The organism is Sessilibacter sp. MAH1, assembly GCF_054658315.1.
Window position 1 is genome coordinate 176,095 of sequence record NZ_BAAGIC010000003.1, and the last position, 23,315, is coordinate 199,409.

The window sequence follows — 23,315 nt, forward strand, 5'->3', positions numbered from 1 at the left end:
CCACCGGTTTCTGTGCCTGATTGCATCGGAGGACAGAAATTGAAAATAGGATTTCCAATTTCATCACAATTTCAATCATTTACGGCTCTTGAAATTGGCGACACATCCTTGTGTCGTTGGAAACTCTGAATTAATCAGAGTTTCTTTAATAATAAATTTGCTGTAAGCAAGGATACCGTCAATTGGATTGGTTCACCGCGGGTAATTCAGTAACGGAGTTGATCGCTCTTGCACTTATTTTGTTGGCTGGTTTTACTTCGTTTGTAACCGCATCTATGGGTGTTGGTGGTGGAGTGTTGCTTCTTGCGGTAATGACCACGTTAGTACCGGTCGCCGCACTGATTCCTATTCACGGGTTAGTGCAGTTGGGCTCTAATGCCAATCGTGCGTTTCTAACGCGTAAGCACATCGATCGCTCGTTGTTGTTGTGGTTTGCTACAGGAGCTATTGTCGGCTCTGTGGTTGGCTCCTTTATGGTTATTCAACTTCCGGTTGTGGTCATCGAATTCACCGTTGGCGGTTTTATTTTGTTTTTGGTATGGGGCGGTAAACCCAAAGCTCGCGAGTCAACACCGATTGCGCGTTTTTTGGTGGGTGTTTTTACGACATTTTTAAGCTTGTTTGTGGGTGCGACAGGGCCTTTGGTGGCGGGTTTTATTCAGCGAGCAGGCAGCCCAAAATTGGTGATGACAGCAACATTTGCCTCCTGCATGACCTTGCAAAATATACTTAAGGCGACGGTATTTTCAGTAGCTGGATTTGCGTTTTTTCAGTGGTTACCGTTGATTCTATTGATGATTGCATCTGGATTTGTCGGAACTTGGTTGGGTTTGAAAATGCTGGATAAAATCCCAGAAGCACGTTTTCAGATCATTTTTCGAATTCTTATAACGGCCTTGGCGTTACGTTTAATTGTTCAGGCCGTTATATCGCTGGATATGTTTTAATCTTTTATGACAGGCTGAGGTTTCTCTAGCAACCTGTCGTAGTCACTGTAATTTTAGCTTTCGCGCCATTTGAATAAGCTGGTTGAAATGGTCATGAAAACAATAGTCATAATGCCAAGTATGAGCAAATGATCACTCACATCCACTAAGCTTGCACCGTCTAACATAATTGCTCGCGCTGCTTGCACCATGTGAGTTAATGGCAGTAATTCGCTAAATCCAGACATCCATTCCGGTGCGCCATCCAGAGAAAACCAAATTTCTGAAAGCAGCATCATGGGAAACGCAAACATATTTAATATACCGTTTGCTAATTCCTCGCTCGCCAAACGGCTGGCAACAATTAGGCCCAGTGACAACAGCGATAACATGCCAGTAACACCGACAATAAATAAATCGAAATAACTGCCGAGCATGACAAAATTAAGTACAAAATCCGCAACCACAAACACTAGTGTGCTGACTAAAATCATAATGATTAAGCGTGATAAAACTTGTGCGGTTAAAAATTCGATAGGGCGAATTGGTGATGCTTGCAGTCTTTTTAAGACACCATTTTTGCGATAGCGAACAATTACATAACCAATACCAAACAAGCTACTGAACATTAGGTTCATGCTAATAATGCCGGGAATAGCCCAATCTACGTAACGAATTTTATCACCGATAATTTCGTCTTTTTGCCAAGTGGTTATGCCTTGATTGGCAAGTAGCTCTTCAACCACCGTCGATTTTTGAGAATTTGGATTTGCCCAAAATTCCTGCTTAGCGTTATCTAACAACAGATCAATTTGATGGTAGCGTACTTTTTGTAATGCCTTGTCTTGATCGTTGTAATAAACCAGCTGAATGCTGGGTTGTTGCAACAATTCCCAAGCGGGTGCTTGGTCTCCCAATATACCAACTTTAAATAAAGGCTGATCGCCGCGAGAGAACGCTAAGGCTACCACAGCAATGATCAGCGGTGGCATAACGAACGACCATATTAGTGAAGCTCGATCGCGGTAATATTCTTTATTGCGAGCCAAAAACAGACTCAGGATTCTTTTCATTTTTCTACTCGATGTTAGCGCTGCTCAAAGGGTTCACGAATTTAAGGAAATTATTCGCGTAAACTGTGGCCGGTAATTTTCAAAAATAAATCGTCGAGTGTGGGGTTGCGAATTTGCAGAGACGATAGGTTAGCGCCGCAATTAATTAATTCTTGCAGTGATTGTTCAAGGTGTTTACTGACAAGAATAACTTCGTCAGATTTAGTTTCTACCTGCTCAAACTTTTCGAGATGTTCCGGGCTAAGATCGCCGTCGCGAAGACAAATGTAAGAAATACCAAAATGTTCTTTAAGCAAATTTTTAGGTGATCCTTGCGCGATAATTTTGCCTTTATCGACGATGACTAATTCGTCACATAACGACTGAGCTTCATCCATATAGTGAGTTGTGAGCACAATGGTTTTGCCAGATTTTTTTATATCATTAATAAGATGCCAAAAGTTTCTGCGTGACTGTGGATCAAGACCCGTAGTTGGCTCATCCAAAAAAATAATTTCTGGGTTATTGATCAGAGCAATTGCCAGTAATACCCGTTGGCGCTGACCGCCCGAAAGCTTGGCCGCCGGTTGATGTAAAAACTCCGATAAATAACAGCGCTCTACCAGCGTGTTAATGTCTTGAGGATTTTTATAAAAGCCCGCAAACAGCTCAAGTACTTCAATGACAGTCAGAAAATCCATCAAGGCAGTAGATTGGAATTGAATTCCAGCCTCGTCTTTAAATGCCGGATTTTGGCTGATACCTTTGTATAAAATCTCGCCGCTGGTAGGTTCGGTAATGCCTTCAATCATTTCTATGGTTGTGGTTTTACCTGCGCCGTTAGGGCCGAGTAAACCAAAACAGGTGCCTTGTTTAATGGCAAAAGATACACCATTCACCGCCGAGACCTTTTTAAAGCGTTTGTGCAGGTCTTTAATTTCCAGAATAGTCGTCATAAGCGTTCAAAATTATCTTACGAATTAGTTATGTTTGGATGCAGGTTAGTCGCGATTTGTTGCAATAACGCGTGTTAAGTCTTTTCTTATCAGCATCAATAAAATCAAAGAAGGAATTACCATGAGAGTAGTCACAATAAAAAATACCGACCAACTGCCCAGCAGATCGACCATGTAACCGCTGGCACCCGCTAGGCTGATTCTGCCGAAGTTGCCAATAGACGCAAATAAAGCATATTGTGTTGCGCTAAAACTCTTGTTGGTAATAGCCGATAAAAATGCCACTAAAGCAACTGACGAAAACGCCGCAGTGAAGTTATCGACAACTAATGTAATCATGAGCAACCAAGGTTTAGGTCCGGTCTCGGCAATAATAGAATAGAGTAGATTGCTCGATGCCATGGCAATGCCGCCAATCAATAATCCACGTATCACGCCGAAACGGCTGTTAAAAACACTGCCGACTAGGGTAAAAGTAACGGTCAGCAACCAGCCGAAGGCTTTGGTGATGTTGGCGATTTGTTCGTTAGAAAAGCCAATTTCCTTGTAGAACACAATCGACATTCTTCCTAAAAAGGCTTCGCCGAGCTTAAATAAGAAGACAAACAATAACAGTGCAAGAGCAACTCTTACGCCGTTATGCTGAAAAAAATTCTTAAACGGTGTTGTGAAGGTATCGTGAAGCCAAGACTCAATATTGGTTTCTGGCGATACTGTAAAAGCTCGTTGCCTTGATGACTCGCGAGATTTCTCTTGTACAAAAAAAGTCGCAATTATTAACACACAAAGCACGGCGGCCATTACTAAATAGACCTGATTCCAACCAAGCGCATCAGCATTTTTAAATGCTAAGTATCCGGGGCCTGAATAACCCGTCCACCAGCCTATGATCGACATGGCTGCGGCTGCCGGAAATTTATCGGCTTCATCGCTGTTAAATTGATCAATCCGAAATGCGTCTATGGCGATATCTTGCGTTGCAGAGCAACAAGCTATGGCAAAAGCTAGTACTGCGAATAAAAATAAATTTTGCGTTGGTTGCAATTGAGCAAGGCCCAATAAAATAAATAATGTGATTAGCTGTGTACTGATTACCCAGCTTTTACGGGAACCAAATCGAGATAGGCCAGGTATTTTTAAGCGATCGATTAACGGTGCCCACAAAAAATTTAACGCATAAACGAAGGTAACTGTTCCTAAAAGGCCAATTTCTCCCCGACTGATGCCACTGTCTTTTAACCAGCCGCTGAGGTTGCTACCAATAAGTGCTGAGGGAAAACCGCTGCAAATACCCATGATAAATATCCACAACATGCGTTTGTCGAGATACAGTTGCAGAGATTCTTTAAAAGAGTGGGGCATGGGTGAGAACCGAATGAGGTGAGCACTTGGATGTGTGTGCCTGATTAATATTCGATTCGATTATACCTACTTGGGCTGGGACTTGTGGTTTTTAGGGTCGCCACAGATAGGTTTTTAAGTTAATTTTGTTATTTTCGAACAAAATTTGTTCTTTTTCGAGCAGTGAGCGCTGTATTTCACCATGTTCGCCGGGTTGTGAAATGCGACCTTGGCTATTTATTACTCGATGCCAAGGTAACTTTGTATCGCTGGGAAGATTCTTTAGCACCATTCCGGCCCAACGGGCAGCGCCGGGGCGACCGGCTAAACCTGCAAGATGGCCGTAGGTGACCACCTTGCCTTTGGGCACTCGATTCAATACAGCATAAAGCGCGAGCGTTTCGGGCGACATTATTTAAATTTGTAAACCAAGTTGACCGACGTGATGGTGTCTTGGCTTTCGTCACCAGCTGCAGGCTCGCTGTTGTAACGGACTTCATAGCCAAGCTTTAGAGCTAAAGAAGAATTAATAGCTACATTCAATCCTAATTTATTTTGAACGAATGTATTGTCATCACCGGATTCTACTCGAGTAACGTTACTGAGTGATGTGGTCTCGGTCAATTGCTGGTTATAGGACGAGGTTACAAGGAAGGTTGCTCCGCTTTGGTCCTCTCCGGATTCTTCCAATTCAGTTTGTCGATAACCCAAACCCGCGGAAACGTCCCACTGCAATTCTTCTGATAAAAAGATTTTGTAACCCGCACCTGCACCGACCGAATTGATTTCTTCAAAGGAATCGAACTTATCATTGAAATAACGTAGATCGCCGAATAAGAAGGTTCTTTCATTCAGTAAGTACTTGCTGTCCCACGCAGCGGTGTAGGATTCCGCACTTTTTTCGTTTTCACTTTCTGCAGAGGTAGCGTCTAAATTTCCGCTATGTTCCCAGCGTTTACCTTTATTAGTAATTTCTAGTGCACTGTTTAACGTTTTCGACTGCGAATTTCCATCTACTAAAATGAGACCCGCTTCGCCGACGCCACCCCATTCGCCCGCAAAAGATGCATTGGCAAAGGTCAGAATGGCGGCAGTGAGTAAATGTTTTCGCATAGAAAATAGCTCCTTGGTTGTGTTAATTCTGTAACTATAAAAATCTCTTATTAACTTCTCCGTGAGCTAATAAAAGGGCAAAATTGACGATGCGATTGCCAATTTCTTCACAATTTCAACCGCATACCGTTCTTTAACTTGGCGGTACATCTTTTCTTTTGTCACTGAGCTTTTATCACTGGAAACGCTAGGTTGATCTGAGTTTCCTATACAATAATAAATTCCTCAATTGCCTGTTTGATTTCAACCGCCTGTTTGAATAGTCAAAATGCAATGAGTTTAAAAATAGGTCGAGCATTCTATAGTGAAATGCGAAAAATACCGAATCTAATCTTGTCGCAATTTTTGCATTATCAAATAACACGCTTTCAAGTGATAAATGCTGTGTTTTTATTTCACTTAAATTTCTTGTGTTTATTGGAGGCGGTGCTGTTTATTTTAATATCGATAGAAGCCTCTGATTAACTTTTCCATGATTTAATCAGAGGGCAGAAATCGACAATGAGATTCCCAATTTCTTCATAATTTCAATCACTTACTGCTCTTGAAGTTGGTGACATATCTTTGTGTCGCTGGACTTTTATCAATGGAAACTCTAGGTTAATCAGAGTTTGCTATAAATAACGGATATTTTAAATTCGAAAATTGTCTGTCAATGTTATCTCGGGAATAATTCAAAGGTAGACTAATTTGAGTATTCTATAAGTACATTAGTCATTAACTCTCAATTAGTCATTAGCTCTCAAAAGACGCTAGAAATATCGGTAAATTCATCAGAAAAATGTGTGCTAACCGTTTGCTGTGGGAATTTTAGCAAATCGCGAATACTAGCAACTTAAGCTGAATCTATGATTAATCAAATATATGATTGCCATAAAAGCACATTGATAGCGGAAGAAATAATAATCACACAAATAAAATGTTAGAACGTAAAATTCCTGTCAATTATTTATTTTCATCATAGAAGTCACACTAGATTCGTTAGAGTTTTCTCTATTTAATCCATTCGCTCTGAAATTTATTACCACCGTATTCGATGTTTGATTCATTCAATCACTTTCAAAATAAACGTTGGTAAATAGGCATTTAGCGATCAGCTGGTGCGTTCAAATTGGTGTGAAATAACTCCACTATTCTATATCGCTCGAATAGTCACCGGTGTCGATAAATTCCTTAAATCATGCCGAAATTCAAAGGCTCATTTTAATCTGAATCTGAATGTATCGTTAATCCGTTATAGTAGTGAGGGTCGAACGGTATTTACGGAGTTGTCACTTGTCATTATTCCATATTCACCGAGCAGCTTTTCGTAAGATCCGTGCAATACAAGAACTGTTTCGCGTTGCCATTGAATACCCAGCCGATGCCCTCATATATTGAGACTGCCACAAGCGATGCTAAATATATTTCGACGGAATTGAATTTGCGATCAATAGCAGGGTTCGCAGCCTCTGATCAGTTTTTTGTTTTAGATCGGTGGGTAAACGTTGAACGTGTAAATTCCGGTTTTTAAGTGATATCAACAACTTATGATGGTCGAAAAAGGCAATATATTTCTGCGCTGCTCGGTAGGTTGGAGTAATCAGAATGTGCTCCAGTAATGGTTTTAATCGATTTCACACACAATAATCTTGGGAGTAGCCAATGCCTTTATTATTAATTTTCATAGTTGGGGCATTCTTTACCGAATTATGGGTGTTAGTGCAGGTTGGAGGACAGATTGGGGCATTTACCACTGTCGTTGCCACTCTGGTGACCGCTGCATTGGGTATTGCCCTGGTTAAGCGTCAAGGTCTTCAAACCTTAGCGCGAGCCCAAGAGAAAATGACTCACGGTGATTCACCAGCCCAAGAAATGCTAGAGGGTGTTGCCTTGTTTGTGGCCGGTATATTCCTGTTGTTGCCGGGATTTGTCTCTGACTTTATTGGGCTTTTGTTGTTAATACCGCCATTTCGAGCGGCTTTTGCCAAACGATTTTTGAAAAACACCCAGGGTTACACCTTTATGAGTTCTCGTTTTAGATCGCAATACCGCGCCGGAAGCACCTACGACGGTGAGTTCACTTCTTCTACTTCTGAAAACGATACGGCCGAGAAAAAAAATCAAAAATTTTTGCCATGAAGGTGTTGAAATCGATTTTCAAAGCCCCATCTCCACAACCACTAAGATTGCAGGCCTTGAGACTTAAGTATTTAAGGCTCATGTAATTGCGAATTACATAACCGAAACACCAAGACTTTGGCAATCCGCAAGAGCGGGTTGCTATGAACACTTTCAGGAGACATCAAACATGAATATCCGTCCTTTACACGACCGTGTTGTGGTTCGCCGCAAGGAAGAAGAAAAAACTACTGCTTCTGGTATCGTTTTGCCAGGTTCGGCGACTGATAAGCCAAATCAAGGCGAAGTTTTGGCAGTGGGTAACGGTCGCATCTTGGACAACGGCGAAGTTCGTCCAGTTGACGTTAAAGTTGGCGACATCGTGGTATTTGGCAAGTACGCCGGTAGCGACACCATCGAAGTAGATGGCGAAGAGCTACTTATTTTGACTGAATCTGACATCAAAGCGGTTTTGGTTTAATCGCTTACAAACGACACGTTTGAATTTGAATAAGAATCTAGAAGGAAAGTAATAATGGCCGCTAAAGAAGTTAAATTTGGTGATGACGCTCGCGTAAAAATGCTTGCGGGTGTAAATATTCTTGCTGACGCAGTTAAAACCACCCTTGGCCCTAAAGGCCGTAACGTTGTACTGGAAAAATCTTTCGGTGCACCAACTGTAACCAAAGACGGTGTGTCTGTTGCTAAAGAAATCGAGCTTGCAGACAAGTTCGAAAACATGGGCGCACAAATGGTGAAAGAAGTTGCTTCTAAAGCTTCTGATGACGCCGGTGACGGTACCACTACTGCAACAGTATTGGCTCAAGCAATCGTTAACGAAGGCTTAAAATCTGTTGCTGCTGGTATGAATCCAATGGATCTTAAGCGCGGTATCGACAAAGCGGTTGCCGCTGCTGTTGAACACATCCGTTCAATCGCTCAACCTTGTGCAGATTCCAAGTCTATCGCCCAAGTAGGTACTATTTCTGCTAACAGCGATTCAAACATTGGTAACGTTATCGCAGAAGCGATGGAAAAAGTGGGTAAAGAAGGTGTTATCACCGTAGAAGAAGGTTCTGGTTTAGAGAACGAACTCGACGTAGTAGAAGGTATGCAGTTCGACCGCGGTTACCTTTCTCCTTACTTCATTACCAACCAAGAAAACATGACCGTTGAAACTGAAAGCCCATTATTGCTTTTAGTTGACAAAAAAGTATCAAACATTCGCGAACTTCTTCCAGTTCTAGAAGCCGTTGCAAAAGCGAACAAGCCACTTGTTATCATCGCTGAAGACGTAGAAGGCGAAGCCTTGGCAACGTTGGTTGTTAACAACATGCGCGGTATTGTTAAAGTCGCAGCGTGTAAAGCGCCTGGCTTTGGTGATCGTCGTAAAGCCATGTTGCAAGACATCGCAACCCTAACTGGCGCTACCGTGATTTCTGAAGAAGTGGGTCTAGACCTAGACAGTGCTACTCTTGAGCACCTAGGTACCGCTAAGCGCGTAACCATGAACAAAGAAACCACCGTAATCGTCGACGGTGCTGGTGATGCTGCAGAAATTCAAGCACGCGTTGCCCAAATTCGTGCTCAAATCGAAGAAACTTCTTCTGATTACGATCGTGAAAAACTTCAAGAACGTGTTGCTAAGTTAGCAGGCGGTGTAGCAGTAATTAAAGTTGGTGCTGCTACCGAAGTTGAAATGAAAGAGAAGAAAGCTCGCGTAGAAGACGCACTTCACGCTACTCGTGCAGCGGTTGAAGAAGGTGTTGTTCCTGGCGGCGGTACCGCGTTAATTCGTGCCGTTGCGGCAATTGCTGACCTTGAAGGCGACAACGAAGAACAAACCGCTGGTATTGCGATTGCTCGTCGTGCCATGGAAGCTCCACTTCGTCAAATCGTTGCTAACGCTGGTGAAGAAGCGTCTGTTGTTGCTAACAACGTACGTAATGGCGAAGGTAACTTCGGCTTCAACGCAGGCACTGGTCAATACGGCGATATGTTAGAAATGGGTATTCTTGACCCAGCAAAAGTAACTCGTACTGCACTTCAAGCAGCGGGTTCTATCGCTGGCTTGATGATCACCACCGAAGCCATGATTGCTGATGCTCCTAAAGCTGAAGGTGCTGACGCTGGTATGGGCGGCATGGGCGGCATGGGCGGAATGGGTGGCATGGGCGGCATGATGTAAGCCCCGGCTCCTAAAAAGCTTATTCTAGATAAAGGCTCGCTTAATGCGGGCCTTTATTGTTTCTACAGCATTGTTTTTTGCGACGTTGTTTTTACAACATTGTTTTTACGACATTGCTTCTACAGAGACCTTTGATTAACTCATCCCTGATTTAATCTGAGGGCAGAGGTTGGCAATACGATCCCCAATTTTTCACAATTTCAATCACTTACCGTTCTTGAGATTGGCGAAACATCGTAATAGCACTGGAAATTCTGAGTTAACAGAGTTTCCTACAGTGTGCATTTCTAAAAACTCGAAAGAGTTTGGTCTTAATCGATACGCTCACCTCGTTGTGATGACCATCATCACAAACCTATTCTTACCTATCTAAATTCTGTTAATTGCAGCGACAACCACAACTATGACGATTGTTTTGGCGCAGTAAAAATCGGTATTGCAGTGCTTATTTACCGATTCAGATGTGAACACAACGAAGATTTTTAAGTCAGACATCGTTACTATAGTCACCTCAGATTCACTCATCCATGAGTTAATCAGAGAGCAGAAATTGAAAATACGATATCCAATTTCTTCACAATTTCAATCACTTACCGTTCTTGAAATTGGCGATACATTCTTGTGTCGCGAGAAACTTTAGGATAATCAGAGTTTCCTATATTGGCAAAATGTCGTTCGTTGATTGTCTGAAGGCTCGTGACGCAAATCTTTTGTAATAATCAACACAGGTTTGTTAAATCACAGTAAGATTGTATCCAAATAACCGGCGACAACAGTCTTTTTCATAACCACACAATGTTAGAAGAATTATGGTGCACTCAAGAAAGGAACCCACATTATCATCCTCCGACTTAACAACTACCTTGGACGATGAACCCCGAGCTTCCGCGACGCGCAAAGCTGTGCCGCCTGCGCCAGGTAGCGCCCCAAGACAACCGAGTTCTAATCAAACCGCAAGTCATGCCGCTACTCACCGAGCGCCACCAACGGTTGTAAAATCTAATTCACCGCTAGCAGGGTTTTCGTTATTTGTCGGCTTTTTAGGGCTAGGTTTAGCGGGCTTCGCATTTTGGATGCTAACCCAAGCGCAAGCGCAATTTGATGAACAAATGAAGGCAGCAGAATCCCGCATCACAGGCCTAGAGCAACGTCTAGAGCTTTCTGATGATGAATCCACCCAATCGGTTACTGCTTTGCAAGCGAACTTAAAGAAAGCGGTTGAAGATATTCGTGCTTCAGAATCTGAAATTCGTAAACTTTGGGATACCCGAAACGTCAACAAAGATGCCATCGCAGAGAATACTAAAGCAATTGCCGGCGCCAAATCTGCAAGTGCTCAAGCGTCTAAAAAATTAGAAGATCAACTCGCTCGCCAGCAAATTTCGCAAACCGAAAAGGTTGCTCTCATCGAGAAAGAATTGGCATCGTTAACGACTCAGCAAAATACTTTGGCTGCGAAACTACAAAATACAGCTGGCTTAGATGCACTTCGTAATCAAGTGAAAACGCTAGAAACTAAACTTGCTGCATTAGATCAGCTAAGTACGCGAGTGATTAGTAACGAAGAAGCCATCGATGCCATTGATGCCTACAGACTTAATATCAATAGACAGTTGTTGGAGCTTCAACAAAAAGTCTCTACGCCATAAGACAAATATTTTTGTGTATTAAAAATATAACTGACAATTGAGTCTGCTTCACCTTACTGAAAAAGCAGCGTGTTGGCCTACCCATTTACACGCTGCTTTTAGACCTACCGAAAACACCATTCAAAAAATCTAATCACAATCACACTTAAGGAACCTCTGATTAACTCATCCATGATTTAATCAGAGGACAGAAATTGAAAATGCGATTTCCAATTTCTTCACAATTTCAATCACTTACAGTTCTTGAAATTGGCGACACTTCCTTGTGTCGCGAGAAACTCTAGGTTAATCAGAGTTTCCTTAAATAAGATTACATCTGTAATTGATTTTAAAGTCGTCCAATTTTGCTAGCATTCACTACCATAAAAATAAATGATCGCTGTGACGAAGCTTGTGTGATCGATAAAATTATAAGGTGATTTATGAACACTGCCGAAAAAATAACAATAATCTTTGCCGGAATCTTCTTTTTAATCGGGTTGCTTACCGGAGTATGGAAGTATCAGCAAATGATGCAAACCAAAAATGCTAGAGCTCATCCTTATGTTGATATCAGTCATAGAGCTTCGCTGCTTTACTCATTCGCTGCACTATTAATTTTACAATTTCTTAAAATCAGTCAGCTACCCAACTGGTTAGAACTGATTTCGTCGCTTTCGATATTACTGTTCTTCGCTTCAGCAATTCTCTTTTATTTACTGCATGGACTTTTAAAAGATACTACTAATCAATTTAAACCGCCTTTTAATATAGGAATGTTTTCTATTCCGGTGACTTTATTCAAGACTTACATGATTTTACTGGTAATTGTTGAGATATTGGGTTTTATTATTATCTTTTACGGCGCAGTCGTAGAAATTCTAAAATGATGAGCAGATTACTTCTGGATGACTCTGTAATGGAGGTGAAAATATGGCTAAATTCTTAATAACAGTTTTTCGAGACATTGGCTTTGATGCAAATGTCGTTGTGGATCAAGCCATGATGAAGGCCATAGATGCTTTAAATTCAGAAATGATAGCGTCGGGGGTTCAGGTTTTTGTAGGCGGTTTGATGCCAATTGAATACGCAAAATCTTTTAAATATGATACAAACAATGTAATTACCGAATCTGAAGAGTCCTATATCAAAGCTTCTGAGTTTATAGATGGCTTGTGGGTGTTAGAGTGCCCTGATCTTAAATCCGCTCAGGAATGGGCTCGAAAAGCTGCCATGGCGTGCCGTGCCTCTGTAGAAATTCGTCCCTTTTATGGTTAATCAATTGCAGTTTCAGATAATAAGTTTTTAAAATGTTTGCTACGTTTTTTTGACGCTATATCTACTTCCATAGTCTAAAATACCGGATCAATTACAGTCTTAGAAATTAGTCCACTCGCTGTAATATGGAAGCAAGATCACCTTTAATCAAAGAGTTAGTAACACGTGGCAATGACTCCTGTTTACTTTGATTTTTTTGGTTTGGCTGGCGTTTGTAACGTCTGGCTTACTGTAATTATCAGGCTCTATCTTTTTTCCAACTTTTATCTGCGTGCGCGAATATTTCTTGAGCAATGGCTTTGAATTTTTCATCGCCAGACAACTTATAAATAGATTCAAGTTCTGACAATATATTAGGTTCGGCAAGTTTTATTTTTTGTTTTAACTCTGTAAGTACAGTTTTTCTAGCTTTTTGAATTAAATTTATTAAAGCTTTTGTGTATTCCATGGTGGTGTTCCTACGGTTATAGGTTGTCTAATTGATGCTGTTCTAGCTCTGCTGATATGCATTACCTACTCTTTGTGGTGTGCCCACAGTTCTTCTTTTAGTGGCGAATGTAATTTATTTAGAATGATTATTTCTCGGGCGTATAAGTTCATGATTGCACGCATGAAGAGGGTAGATTTTCGCCGGTTTTATAGATGCACGGGTGGAAGTGGTTACAAATAGAAAGAGGTGCTTAAACTTTGAATGAATGGGAACACATATGAAATGTCTATGAGTTTGAATGTCTAGTCAAGATGTTTTCAATATTAACTTTGAATAGATTAATTTTGACTAAAGCCTTCTGAGCTTTTTGATGTGCGTTTATCACTAATTTTTTGAGTTGAAAAACTAATGAGTAAACTAAAGTTTTAAGTAAGTATGCTTTATTAGAGATTAATAATTCATGCTTGTGTTGGATTCTAATAAATTTTGTTTTTTATACTTTGTATCGCAAATAAAACACCAGTTGGTTTGATTTGTTTTGTTGTTTATACGTCCCGAAAATGATAGTTTTTGGTTTTATTTACCACTCATTAAATTGAAGTTGTATCTATTGCAGTACTTCTCGATTTATACTTCGTCTTTGTAACAGTTTTGATGTAATTATCTCGTTAAATTAAAAAAGGATATTTTATGACCGATAATGTTTACTCCGCTCCAAATTCCGAATTATCGGCTGATTCGGGTGAATTAATTAAGCCAACATTGGCTCAGGTTCTTTTTTCTCCAAAAGGCAGAACAACTAGAAAAACATATTGGTTAGTGTTTTTAGGTATAATTATTTTTGCAATATTGTTTGGTTTTATCTCCGTTGTTCTAGGTTTGAATGAGTCTTTGATTGGGGTGATAACAATTATTCTATATATACCAATAATCTGGATTTCTTTTGTTGTGCAAGTTAAGAGATGGCATGATCGAGACAAATCTGGTTGGTGGATTCTTATTAACTTGATTCCGGTAATTGGTGGTATTTGGGCATTTGTCGAGAATGGTTGTTTGCAAGGCACCGAAGGTGTAAATAAATACGGTCCTCCAAGTATATAATTAACATCCATTTCGGGTTAGTTCATTTAGATCGCTGTTATTAAGTTAAGGAACCTCTGATTAACTCATCCATGATTTAATCAGAGTACAGAAATTGACAATGCGATTTCCAATTTCTTCACAACTTCAATCACTTAATGTTCTTGAAATTGGCGACACATCCCTGTGTTGCGAGAAACTCTAGGTTAATCAGAGTTTCCTTAATAACAGCGATTAATTGGGTAACCGACTCAGATTTAATCATCATTCTTTCTTTTCTCATTTCAATTTATGCAGTGGTAATTGTCTCTTTGGTTTTATCACGTTCAACCCAGAGCATAAGTTGATAATGCAGCTTACCGCGTTTCAACACTTCCCTACGCTTTAACACTTCCCTAGGTTTTAACGATTCCCATCTTTTTTGGTTCTTGTATTTAATGACATATCTTTGTATCGCTAGAAAAGCTGTTCGCTGGTTTTAATTAGCAAATTTACGGCAATTGGTTCGATGAGTTATTAATCTCTGTTGATAGGTGTTATCAGTGTCTGCTGCTTATGAGGGAAGCTTTTGGTTGCCTTGTATGAACATTGCAAGAGCTGATGTTAAATACGGTGAAGTTTATGAAAACTGGCTGCGAGAGCAGTTTAGTCAAACTTTGAAGGCGAATTGAATAAAATCTGAGCTTTAGATTAGCTCGACCAAAGTTTAAGTGGCTACACACTCACACAGGAGAAATACCCGTTTGAATGTTGTAGAATTGCGCCCAAATCAACCAAAACTAGCCGATAAAGAGAAGTGCGCAATGACCACTATAATCCGTCAACAAGACCTTATCGACAGCATCGCCGACGCCCTCCAGTTTATCTCTTACTATCACCCCAAAGACTTTATCCAAGCGGTTCATCAAGCTTACGAGCGCGAAGCAAACCCAGCGGCTAAAGACGCAATGGCGCAAATTCTAATCAATTCGCGTATGTGTGCAGAGGGGCATCGTCCTATTTGTCAGGACACTGGTATCGTTAGTGTGATTATGAAGATCGGTATGAACGTACAATGGGACGCCGATTGTTCAATTGAAGATATGGTTAACGAAGGTGTTCGCCGCGCATACAACCACCCAGACAACAAGCTTCGTGCTTCTGTTCTGGCTGATCCAGATGGCGCGCGTAAAAACACCGGCGATAACACTCCTGCCATGATCACCTATAAGCTCGTTCCGGGCGATAAAGTTGACGTTCATGTGGTAGCAAAAGGTGGTGGCAGTGAAGCCAAAACCAAGTTTGCCATGTTGAACCCGTCTGACTCTGTTGTGGATTGGATTCTGAGCGTATTGCCAACCATGGGCGCTGGCTGGTGTCCTCCTGGTATTTTGGGCATTGGTATTGGCGGTACCGCCGATAAAGCCATGGCTATGGCTAAAGAAGCACTGCTTGATCCAATTGATATTCAAGACTTGCAAGAGCGCGGCGCCTCTAGCCGTGCTGAAGAATTGCGTTTAGAGATCATGGATAAGGTCAACAAGTTGGGTATTGGTGCCCAAGGTCTTGGCGGTTTAACCACCGTTTTAGATGTTAAAGTAAAAGATTGCCCGACTCATGCTGCCAACAAGCCAGTTGCAGTTATTCCAAACTGTGCTGCTACGCGTTTGGTGAAGTTCACCCTAGATGGCTCAGGCCCATCACTGCAAACTCCACCAAGCCTAGACGATTGGCCAGAAATCACTTGGGAAGTAGGTTCTGCACGCCGTGTTAATCTTGATGAGCTAACCAAAGAAGACGTGGCAGAATGGCAACCCGGTGAAACCGTATTGTTGTCTGGTAAGTTGTTAACCGGCCGTGATGCTGCTCATAAGCGCATGGTTGATATGATTGCCAAAGGCGAAGAGTTACCGGTTGATTTCACTAACCGCATGATTTACTACGTAGGCCCTGTTGATCCAGTTGGTAACGAAGTTGTTGGCCCTGCTGGCCCAACGACGGCCACTCGTATGGACAAGTTCACTCGTACTATGCTTGAAAAAACCGGCCTTGCTGGCATGGTGGGTAAAGCAGAGCGTGGTCCTGCGGCTATCGAAGCGATCAAAGACAACAAAGCGGTGTACTTGATGGCTGTTGGTGGTTCTGCCTACTTGGTATCTAAGGCGATTAAAGCGGCAAAAGTGCTTGCCTTTGAAGACCTAGGTATGGAAGCTATCTACGAGTTTGAAGTAGAAGATATGCCCGTTACCGTTGCCGTAGACAGCAAAGGTGAGTCTGTTCACCAAACGGGTCCAAAAATCTGGAAAGCAAAAATCGAAGAAGGCATTATTGAAGTTAAATAAGCAGCCGTCGTGTGAAAAGGCCGGAGATCTCCGGCCTTTTTTGTATGTGAAAATTGCTTTTAATCGTAAATGTTATGGGAGGCTCACATGGGCGATAATCCGCTATTGACCGAACAACAAATTCAGCAGCAATTACAGTTACTGTCTGGCTGGAATCTTGAGACAAAAGATAAGGTTTCTCAGCTAGTTAAGCAGTATTCGTTCAGTGATTTTCAAGGTGCAACCGCGGCCGCGCAGATACTTGCCAATTTGGCTGATGCTTTTGATCATCATCCAAAACTGATTGTAGAGTGGGGTAGCTTAACCGTTATTTGGTGGACGCATTCGGTGGCGGGTTTAACGCAACGTGATATTGATATGGCGTCCAAAACTGACCAGCAATTGATGACGGCGTAACCATTTTCAGATTTCTAAAATAAAGACTTGCGCCTGACAATAATCATGGCATAAATCCATTGAATATATTCTTCGTTTATGAATTGTAAGAATCTCTGATTAACTCATCCATGATTCGATCAGAGCGCAGACATTGAACATGTGATTTCGAGGTTCTTCACAATTTCAATTACTCACAATTCTTGAAATTGGCGACACATTCTTGTATCGCTAGAAACTCTCGTTTAATCAGAGTTTCTCGTAATCATTTCAATAAATTTTGGAGAGCAAAATGTTAAAAACAACCACTTCTAATATTGACGGTCATCAAATTACGGAATATCTCGGTGTTGTTGTCGGTGAAGCTATTTTAGGCGCTAATATCTTTAAAGATTTATTCGGCGCAATTCGCGATATTGTCGGCGGTCGCGCTGGTGCCTATGAAAAAGAAATGGGTAAAGCTCGACAAATTGCCTTTCACGAAATGGAAGAGCAAGCCATGAGATTAGGCGCCAATGGCATTGTTGGTATCGACATCGATTACGAAGTCATTGGCGAAAAAGGTGGCATGATGATGGTGAGTGTCAGTGGTACAGCCGTTCGGTATCGCTAAACAGAATGGATTTCTCTATGTCGCAGGTTTGGGCAGTAATTGTTTCTATAATCATTTTAATGGTGATTTACGGATACGTTTCCGCAAAAATATCTTCTCGAAAGGAGGCTAAAGTACGGAAACAATCTTTACCTGTTACTGAGGACTATATTACCGTTCATAAACGCTATAATGTTTATTTAACCGATGGTAAAAATTTTGAACAAGTTGAATTTGTTGGCGAAGTGAACGGCAGTGATGGCGTTTTTACACTGGGCGGTTATGAAGGTATGCTTGTTTTAAAAAAGAAAGACGGTAAAAAGGTTTATCTTAAAAAAACCATTGTGAAAATGGTTGAAGAAGTATAGCTCTTGGAACCTGTGATTAGCTCTTCAATGATTAAAATTGACGACACTAAATTTGACGACACATGGTTGTGTCTCTGGAAACTCTCGGTTAATCAGAGTTTCCAATTGATAGGCAGCATATAAACATTGCTACATTAATTGTATTTAATGATATTCAAAAAGGTTTATTTTGAGCAGTTTTTTTTGGCACGACTACGAAACCTGGGGTGCAACCCCTTCGAAGGACCGTCCTGTTCAGTTTGCAGGTATTCGTACCGATCTCGATTTAAATATTATCGATGATCCGATTAATATTTTATGCAAACCAACGCCGGATTTTTTACCGCATCCAGAAGCGTGTTTAATTACGGGTATTAATCCGTTGATGGCTTTGGAAAAAGGTCTTGATGAGCGAGAGTTTGTCTCGCAAGTTCATCAACAATTGTCGGCACCAAACACCTGTGGCGTTGGGTACAACAGCATTCGGTTTGATGACGAAGTTACGCGTTACAGTTTATGGCGTAATTTTTACGACCCCTATGAGCGCGAATGGAAAAATGGCAATAGCCGCTGGGACATCATTGATATGGTGCGCTTATGTTATGCCATACGTCCAGAAGGTATTGAATGGCCAACGGTAGAGGGTGTCGTCAGTTTTAAATTAGAAAATTTATCTGCTGCCAATAATTTAATTCACGATGCCGCACATGATGCGTTATCGGATGTGTACGCAACTATTGCTTTAGCCAAATTAATTAAAACCAAACAACCTAAACTGTTTGATTATCTGTTCGAGCTTCGCGACAAGCGTAAAGCGTTCGAATTAATCGATGTCGTCAATACCAAACCGTTATTGCATGTTTCGTCACGCTTCCCGGCGGTTCATGGTTGTGCGAGTCTTATTGTTCCTTTAGCAATGCATCCTAAAAATAAAAACTCGGTTATTTGTTACGATCTTGCTCATAATCCAGATTCGTTACTGAAATTATCCGCAGACGTTATTTTAGAAAAACTCTACACACCCACCGCCGATTTAGCAGAGGGCGAAACGCGTATCGCGTTAAAAGAAGTGCATTTAAATAAAAGCCCGGTTTTAGCAACGCCTAAATTGCTTGATGAATCTGCTGCGCAACGATTAAATATTGATTTAGATTTTTGCCGCGAAAATTGGCGAAAACTAAAAGGGCATACCTTAACGAAAAAACTCAATGATGTGTTTAGTGCTAATCCGTTTAATAAATCGATAGAAGCGGAACAGTCTTTATACGATGGTTTTATCGGCAATAGCGACAAAAGTAAATGCGAACAGGTCAGAAAGGCGTCTGGTAGCGAGTTAGCCAGCACGCTTATCGCCTTTGAAGACAAACGCTTAAACGATATGTTATTGCGTTATCGCGCGCGCAATTTTCCAGAAACCTTAAGTTATGAAGAGCAAGAATTGTGGCACAGCTATCGAGTACAAAAACTTACCGAGCCACAGCCAGGTTGTTTAACCCTGGATGAATTTCACGAAAAAGTGTTTACCTTACAAGAATCTGGTCAGTTATCTGCTCAAAAAATACAGCTGTTAGAAGACCTATCAAATTACGCAGATATGATTTTATAGCAAGAAACCAGTTTTATAAAAGCGAACGTCTTAAATATTAAAACCCTGTTTAGGGAGTTATATTGCTTTATAAAACAAATGTTTTCTGTCGCGAAAAGTATTCTATATGTTGGATTAAAGGCTGTAGATGACCGGTAAACACACGCATTTTTTAAAAAATGGTTGTGAATATCGCAAAATTATTTTTTTATCGCTGGGTTATCAGATGTTAAAATAGCGTGTGTCGTCATTTAGCCGCAATTATCTAACCACTCGCCTAAGCTTAGTCACTGGCAATAGCGCCATCTTTATTTCATTTCTATCGCCTTAATTGTTACTTAATCTTGGTCTTATAGTGTCTTAACTAGTTACTATAGAAATCGATGCTTAACTGAGAGTTTCTGGTGCTGCAGTAATATGACCTCACTTTCAAGAACGGTAACTGATTGACATTGTGAAGAAGTTGAACATTGTATTTTCAAAGCCTGTGCGCCGATTAAATTATGAAGTATCTAATGGCATGCTTCAGTAGAGGCCTAGTTGGTGATTTTATATAAGCCTCAGTGACTATTGTTACCTATCAGATGAATTTATGAATGACGGTTCAATCGTATTTTCCTACCTATTAGCGTCATTGTATTGGTGAGATTAGAGTATTCTCATAGAAGAAAAAAATTCAAACTATTTTAGTCTGTGATGTATAGTGATTGAAAATTCCTACAGATATCGTGTAACACTGTGGTTTTTGAAGAAGCTCTGGGAATTATAAATATAATTAAGGTTAATCCATGAAAAAAGTGGCAGTATTTGTTGATGTTCAGAACGTTTATTACACGGTTAAGCAAGCGTATAAAAGGAATTTCAATTACAACGAGTTTTGGTCAGAAATTTCACAACTTGGCGAGGTTGTAAAAGCCTACGCTTATGCGATTGATCGTGGTGATCGTAAACAAGAAGAATTTCAAAATATTCTGCGAGCTATCGGTTTTGAAGTGAAGTTAAAACCTTATATTCAGCGATCAGATGGTTCAGCGAAAGGCGATTGGGACGTAGGCATTACCCTGGATGTCATGGACGTCTCAGACAGTGTTGATATCGTTATATTGGTCTCCGGTGACGGCGATTTCGATTTGCTGGTAGATCGCGTTAAAAATAAGAAAAATAAAATCGTCAAAGTATATGGTGTTCCACAATTAACAGCCTCGTCATTAATGAACGCGGCTTCGGTGTACGAACCCATCAATGAAAAACTTCTTATGAATTGAAAATCGTAATTTAACCGTTTTAGTCTTCTTGAATTTCTCTTATTTATGGCTGTTTCAAAAACCTCTGAAATGCATCAGAGTTTTTTTTAATTGTTTCTAGGAAACTCTGATTAACTCATCCATGATTTAATCAGAGGACAGAAATTGAAAATGCGATTTTCAATTTCTTCACAATTTCAATCACCTACAGTTCTTGAAATTGGCAACACATCCTTGTGTCGCGAGAAACTCTAGGTTAATCAGAGTTTCTTCTACCTAAAAAGACAATAAGGCACCCGCAGCAACGGTACTTGCTTCGGCATCAGAAAATCCATCTTGCGACGTTGTATGCTGGGTATATTCGGCAATAAATTGCAAGCCCGGTGTTATGTCGCGTACCAGAACAATCGATGATGCTTCATTTTCTGCACCGGCAAGGTCTTTATTTTCGGTCACTCCATATTGCACCGATAATCGGGTTTTACCAAATTGATAACCAGCATTTAATAAATAACCTTCCGTTTCGTATTCGTTGCCTTCACTGTCTGTGGCGCCAACAAACAAAATACCATCACCCAAAGCGTCACCAATAAAAGTAGACGCGTTGGCGGTAAACTTACCTAAAACCAGTCTGCCACCAATTTCAAAACCTTCTGCCGAAATCTCTTCATCGGTATCGGAACGACGCGCATCTTGTTGCACGAAAGATGTCCACAATTTACTGCCTCCGGCAAAATCGTAGGTTAATAAACCCTGGAACATGGGCGTGTCGTGAACGTTATAAATAGGACCGCCGGTATTGATTGGATCAGGCTGAATATCTACCGGTTGAATAACACCAAATTTGGCTTGAAAGCCGTTTACAACTGGTGTTGCGTAGGTAATTTGTGGTTGAAAACTGAAATAGGTATAGCCTGCCGCCACAGCACCAAAGGTAGTGTTAAGTGCACCGGCGGCCTCTGCCTGCGTACCGACTCCAGGCACGGTAATATCTGAAAGTGTCGCGTGTAATCCAAATAATGCCGCATCCCGACCAAGCAATACCGATCCCCAATCGTCTTCGACTTTTAAATACACATTACGAACATCGCCCACGTTTTGAGCACCCGCGATGCGGCCACCAAAGCTTGATGGATTTGATGTACCCGGTGCAAAACCAAAATGCGCAGTTAATTTCATTCCGGAGTCTGTAGTGTGAGTGACAATGGTATTTAACCAGCCGGGTAAGAATCCATTTTGAACGGAGGCGGTATCATCATTATTGACTGCAAATTTACAAGCGGAAAACGTACTCCACTGTGCGGAGTCAGGCTTAAAATTACAGTTTGTTTGCGTGTAATAACCGCCAACTGATCCCGAGATATCCACATTCCATCCACCTTCACTGAAAGAGATGGCGTGGCTAGGTGCGCTAACCGTGAGGTAAGTCATTAATGAAAGAATAGCAGCGCTGGTATTTTTTAATCTCATTTTATGCATACCTTATTTTTATTGTTTTAATTAGAGAAATTTCTGATTTGTGAGTGCACGTATTTATCAGAAAATAAACATTGAATTATGTGGTTTTTTGATTTTTACCGTTTCAATGGTTTATTGAAATGGATAACGATCTTTTTGAGCCGTAGAAAAAATCGGATAGAAATTTACGCTAGCCCAGGGTGGCTGTGTGCAACACAGTTATTTAAATCGCAACTTCTATACCAGCCAAAATGATCATTATTTTTTGTAAAAAATCGATAAAAAGCGCTGATAACCGAGAGGTTCTTATAAAAACACTGACTAAATCAGGCGGAGTGAATCGGGCGTTTCTATAGATTCGAAGGTGTCTGCAACGATGAGCGACAGACTGTCGCATAATTATAACGGGTACGATCAATGTGTAAGACACTGTGTCGCAACCAGCAATAACAGATTTGATTCATTCGATATTCGCGGTCCTAAATGAACGTATTTAGTTGTTCTTAGCGGGTTATTTGTTTAAATGTTGTGGCAGAGAAATTGCCATGAATTTTATGAAATAAAAAAGATTTCCAAATCGATCTTTATTTCAATGGTAATTAATTAAAAATAAGAATAAGGAATGATCTTCATGAATCGTATCAAACACTATGTTCTCGTTTTATTGTGCGCGACGCCGCTATTAGCCCAAGCTGCCATGCCAGGTATGAAAGGTGTTCAGCATATCGGCTTTACTGTTCCGAGTGTTGATGAGGCAGTAACCTTTTTTGTTGATGTAATTGGCTGTGAGGCCTTTCATACCATTGGACCTTTTGGGCCGTTTTCCGATAATTGGATGACCGAAAATTTAAATGTCAATAAAAAAGCGGTTATCAAAGTAGCGCAGATGGTTCGTTGCGCCAACGGTACCAATTTCGAAATCTTTGAATATCAATCACCCGATCAGAAAAAAGAATTTGTTAAAAACAGCGATTTAGGTGGTAACCATATCGCGTTCTATGTTGAAGACATGGATGACGCTGTTAAATACTTAAAAAGTAAAGGTGTGAGAATTTTGGGTGAGCCGCACTTATTTACCGATACCGGAATGAAGGGTTTAACTTGGGTGTATTTCTTAACGCCTTGGGGACAGCAGCTAGAAATAGTCTCTTACCCAGAGGGGCAAGCATACGAACAATCGACCAATCGCAGACTGTGGGACCCAAGACAATAATCTTTAAAACGCTGATTAAATCAAAAACGAGTTAATCAGCGGTTTCTATCGACAAAGCATGGGCTCAAGGCTCGTGCTTTTGTATTCA

General features: G+C 40.9%; 22 protein-coding genes. 15 read left to right on the forward strand and 7 right to left on the reverse strand.

Annotation, left to right across the window (positions count from 1 at the left end):
• Nucleotides 1-182 precede the first annotated feature (182 nt).
• Nucleotides 183-947 carry a sulfite exporter TauE/SafE family protein gene (locus tag ACYQ28_RS04210; protein ID WP_460048351.1) on the forward strand — a complete coding sequence of 255 codons (765 nt, stop codon included), beginning with the start codon at nucleotides 183-185 and terminating at the stop codon, nucleotides 945-947.
• Between the two features lie 53 nt (nucleotides 948-1,000).
• On the opposite strand, the gene ACYQ28_RS04215 is transcribed toward ACYQ28_RS04210, so the two are convergent.
• The 5 genes from ACYQ28_RS04215 to ACYQ28_RS04235 all read right to left on the reverse strand — a co-directional run bounded on the left by ACYQ28_RS04215 (nucleotide 1,001) and on the right by ACYQ28_RS04235 (nucleotide 5,388).
• The gene (locus ACYQ28_RS04215; RefSeq protein ID WP_460048349.1) at nucleotides 1,001-1,999 is read right to left on the reverse strand and encodes an ABC transporter permease; all 999 of its coding nucleotides are present in this window, start codon (nucleotides 1,997-1,999) and stop codon (nucleotides 1,001-1,003) included.
• Nucleotides 2,000-2,049: 50 nt separating this feature from the next.
• Complete coding sequence (locus tag ACYQ28_RS04220) at nucleotides 2,050-2,934, reverse strand: ABC transporter ATP-binding protein (RefSeq protein WP_460048348.1); 885 nt, start codon at nucleotides 2,932-2,934, stop codon at nucleotides 2,050-2,052.
• Nucleotides 2,935-2,979: 45 nt separating this feature from the next.
• Entirely contained in the window at nucleotides 2,980-4,296 is a 1,317-nt protein-coding gene (locus tag ACYQ28_RS04225; RefSeq protein ID WP_460048346.1) for an AmpG family muropeptide MFS transporter, read from the reverse strand.
• A gap of 91 nt (nucleotides 4,297-4,387) precedes the next feature.
• Nucleotides 4,388-4,687 (reverse strand): MGMT family protein, encoded by a 300-nt coding sequence (locus ACYQ28_RS04230; RefSeq protein ID WP_460048344.1) that lies wholly within the window; start codon nucleotides 4,685-4,687, stop codon nucleotides 4,388-4,390.
• Nucleotides 4,687-5,388 carry a DUF481 domain-containing protein gene (locus tag ACYQ28_RS04235; protein WP_460048342.1) on the reverse strand — a complete coding sequence of 234 codons (702 nt, stop codon included), beginning with the start codon at nucleotides 5,386-5,388 and terminating at the stop codon, nucleotides 4,687-4,689. Before ACYQ28_RS04235 ends, ACYQ28_RS04230 begins: the two co-directional genes overlap by 1 nt.
• A 1,644-nt stretch (nucleotides 5,389-7,032) precedes the next feature.
• On the opposite strand from ACYQ28_RS04235, the gene ACYQ28_RS04240 reads away from it, so the two are divergent.
• The 6 genes from ACYQ28_RS04240 to ACYQ28_RS04265 all read left to right on the forward strand — a co-directional run bounded on the left by ACYQ28_RS04240 (nucleotide 7,033) and on the right by ACYQ28_RS04265 (nucleotide 12,582).
• Nucleotides 7,033-7,509: an FxsA family protein gene (locus ACYQ28_RS04240; protein ID WP_460048341.1), complete on the forward strand. Its 477-nt coding sequence runs from the start codon at nucleotides 7,033-7,035 to the stop codon at nucleotides 7,507-7,509.
• Nucleotides 7,510-7,678: 169 nt separating this feature from the next.
• Nucleotides 7,679-7,969 carry a co-chaperone GroES gene (locus tag ACYQ28_RS04245; RefSeq protein ID WP_460048339.1) on the forward strand — a complete coding sequence of 97 codons (291 nt, stop codon included), beginning with the start codon at nucleotides 7,679-7,681 and terminating at the stop codon, nucleotides 7,967-7,969.
• A 54-nt stretch (nucleotides 7,970-8,023) separates the two neighbouring features.
• Nucleotides 8,024-9,676 (forward strand): chaperonin GroEL, encoded by a 1,653-nt coding sequence (gene groL, locus ACYQ28_RS04250; RefSeq protein WP_460048338.1) that lies wholly within the window; start codon nucleotides 8,024-8,026, stop codon nucleotides 9,674-9,676.
• Nucleotides 9,677-10,485: 809 nt separating this feature from the next.
• Nucleotides 10,486-11,325, forward strand: a complete 840-nt coding sequence (locus ACYQ28_RS04255) for a hypothetical protein (RefSeq protein ID WP_460048336.1) — start codon at nucleotides 10,486-10,488, stop codon at nucleotides 11,323-11,325.
• A 422-nt stretch (nucleotides 11,326-11,747) separates the two neighbouring features.
• Nucleotides 11,748-12,194, forward strand: a complete 447-nt coding sequence (locus tag ACYQ28_RS04260; protein ID WP_460048335.1) for a hypothetical protein — start codon at nucleotides 11,748-11,750, stop codon at nucleotides 12,192-12,194.
• 43 nt (nucleotides 12,195-12,237) lie between these two features.
• The gene (locus tag ACYQ28_RS04265) at nucleotides 12,238-12,582 is read left to right on the forward strand and encodes a YciI family protein (protein ID WP_460048334.1); all 345 of its coding nucleotides are present in this window, start codon (nucleotides 12,238-12,240) and stop codon (nucleotides 12,580-12,582) included.
• Between the two features lie 238 nt (nucleotides 12,583-12,820).
• Here ACYQ28_RS04265 and ACYQ28_RS04270 read toward each other — a convergent pair whose 3' ends face one another.
• Nucleotides 12,821-13,030, reverse strand: a complete 210-nt coding sequence (locus tag ACYQ28_RS04270) for a hypothetical protein (RefSeq protein WP_460048332.1) — start codon at nucleotides 13,028-13,030, stop codon at nucleotides 12,821-12,823.
• 672 nt (nucleotides 13,031-13,702) lie between these two features.
• Here ACYQ28_RS04270 and ACYQ28_RS04275 point away from each other — a divergent pair.
• The 7 genes from ACYQ28_RS04275 to ACYQ28_RS04305 all read left to right on the forward strand — a co-directional run bounded on the left by ACYQ28_RS04275 (nucleotide 13,703) and on the right by ACYQ28_RS04305 (nucleotide 20,577).
• The gene (locus tag ACYQ28_RS04275; RefSeq protein WP_460048331.1) at nucleotides 13,703-14,113 is read left to right on the forward strand and encodes a DUF805 domain-containing protein; all 411 of its coding nucleotides are present in this window, start codon (nucleotides 13,703-13,705) and stop codon (nucleotides 14,111-14,113) included.
• 782 nt (nucleotides 14,114-14,895) lie between these two features.
• Nucleotides 14,896-16,413: a fumarate hydratase gene (locus tag ACYQ28_RS04280; protein ID WP_460048330.1), complete on the forward strand. Its 1,518-nt coding sequence runs from the start codon at nucleotides 14,896-14,898 to the stop codon at nucleotides 16,411-16,413.
• 87 nt (nucleotides 16,414-16,500) lie between these two features.
• Entirely contained in the window at nucleotides 16,501-16,809 is a 309-nt protein-coding gene (locus tag ACYQ28_RS04285) for a 4a-hydroxytetrahydrobiopterin dehydratase (protein WP_460048328.1), read from the forward strand.
• Nucleotides 16,810-17,080: 271 nt separating this feature from the next.
• On the forward strand, nucleotides 17,081-17,401 hold the full coding sequence (locus ACYQ28_RS04290; RefSeq protein ID WP_460048326.1) for a heavy metal-binding domain-containing protein: 321 nt from the start codon (nucleotides 17,081-17,083) through the stop codon (nucleotides 17,399-17,401).
• A 17-nt stretch (nucleotides 17,402-17,418) separates the two neighbouring features.
• A complete protein-coding gene (locus ACYQ28_RS04295) occupies nucleotides 17,419-17,748 on the forward strand; it encodes a hypothetical protein (RefSeq protein ID WP_460048325.1) in 330 nt (109 codons plus the stop codon).
• Nucleotides 17,749-17,917: 169 nt separating this feature from the next.
• On the forward strand, nucleotides 17,918-19,333 hold the full coding sequence (gene sbcB, locus ACYQ28_RS04300; RefSeq protein WP_460048323.1) for an exodeoxyribonuclease I: 1,416 nt from the start codon (nucleotides 17,918-17,920) through the stop codon (nucleotides 19,331-19,333).
• A 767-nt stretch (nucleotides 19,334-20,100) separates the two neighbouring features.
• On the forward strand, nucleotides 20,101-20,577 hold the full coding sequence (locus ACYQ28_RS04305; protein ID WP_460048322.1) for an NYN domain-containing protein: 477 nt from the start codon (nucleotides 20,101-20,103) through the stop codon (nucleotides 20,575-20,577).
• Nucleotides 20,578-20,832: 255 nt separating this feature from the next.
• Here the strand turns inward: ACYQ28_RS04305 and ACYQ28_RS04310 are convergent, their stop codons facing one another.
• On the reverse strand, nucleotides 20,833-22,026 hold the full coding sequence (locus tag ACYQ28_RS04310) for a porin (RefSeq protein WP_460048321.1): 1,194 nt from the start codon (nucleotides 22,024-22,026) through the stop codon (nucleotides 20,833-20,835).
• Nucleotides 22,027-22,645: 619 nt separating this feature from the next.
• Between ACYQ28_RS04310 and ACYQ28_RS04315 the strand changes: the two genes are divergently transcribed.
• A complete protein-coding gene (locus tag ACYQ28_RS04315; RefSeq protein WP_460048320.1) occupies nucleotides 22,646-23,227 on the forward strand; it encodes a VOC family protein in 582 nt (193 codons plus the stop codon).
• The last annotated feature ends 88 nt before the right edge of the window (nucleotides 23,228-23,315 follow it).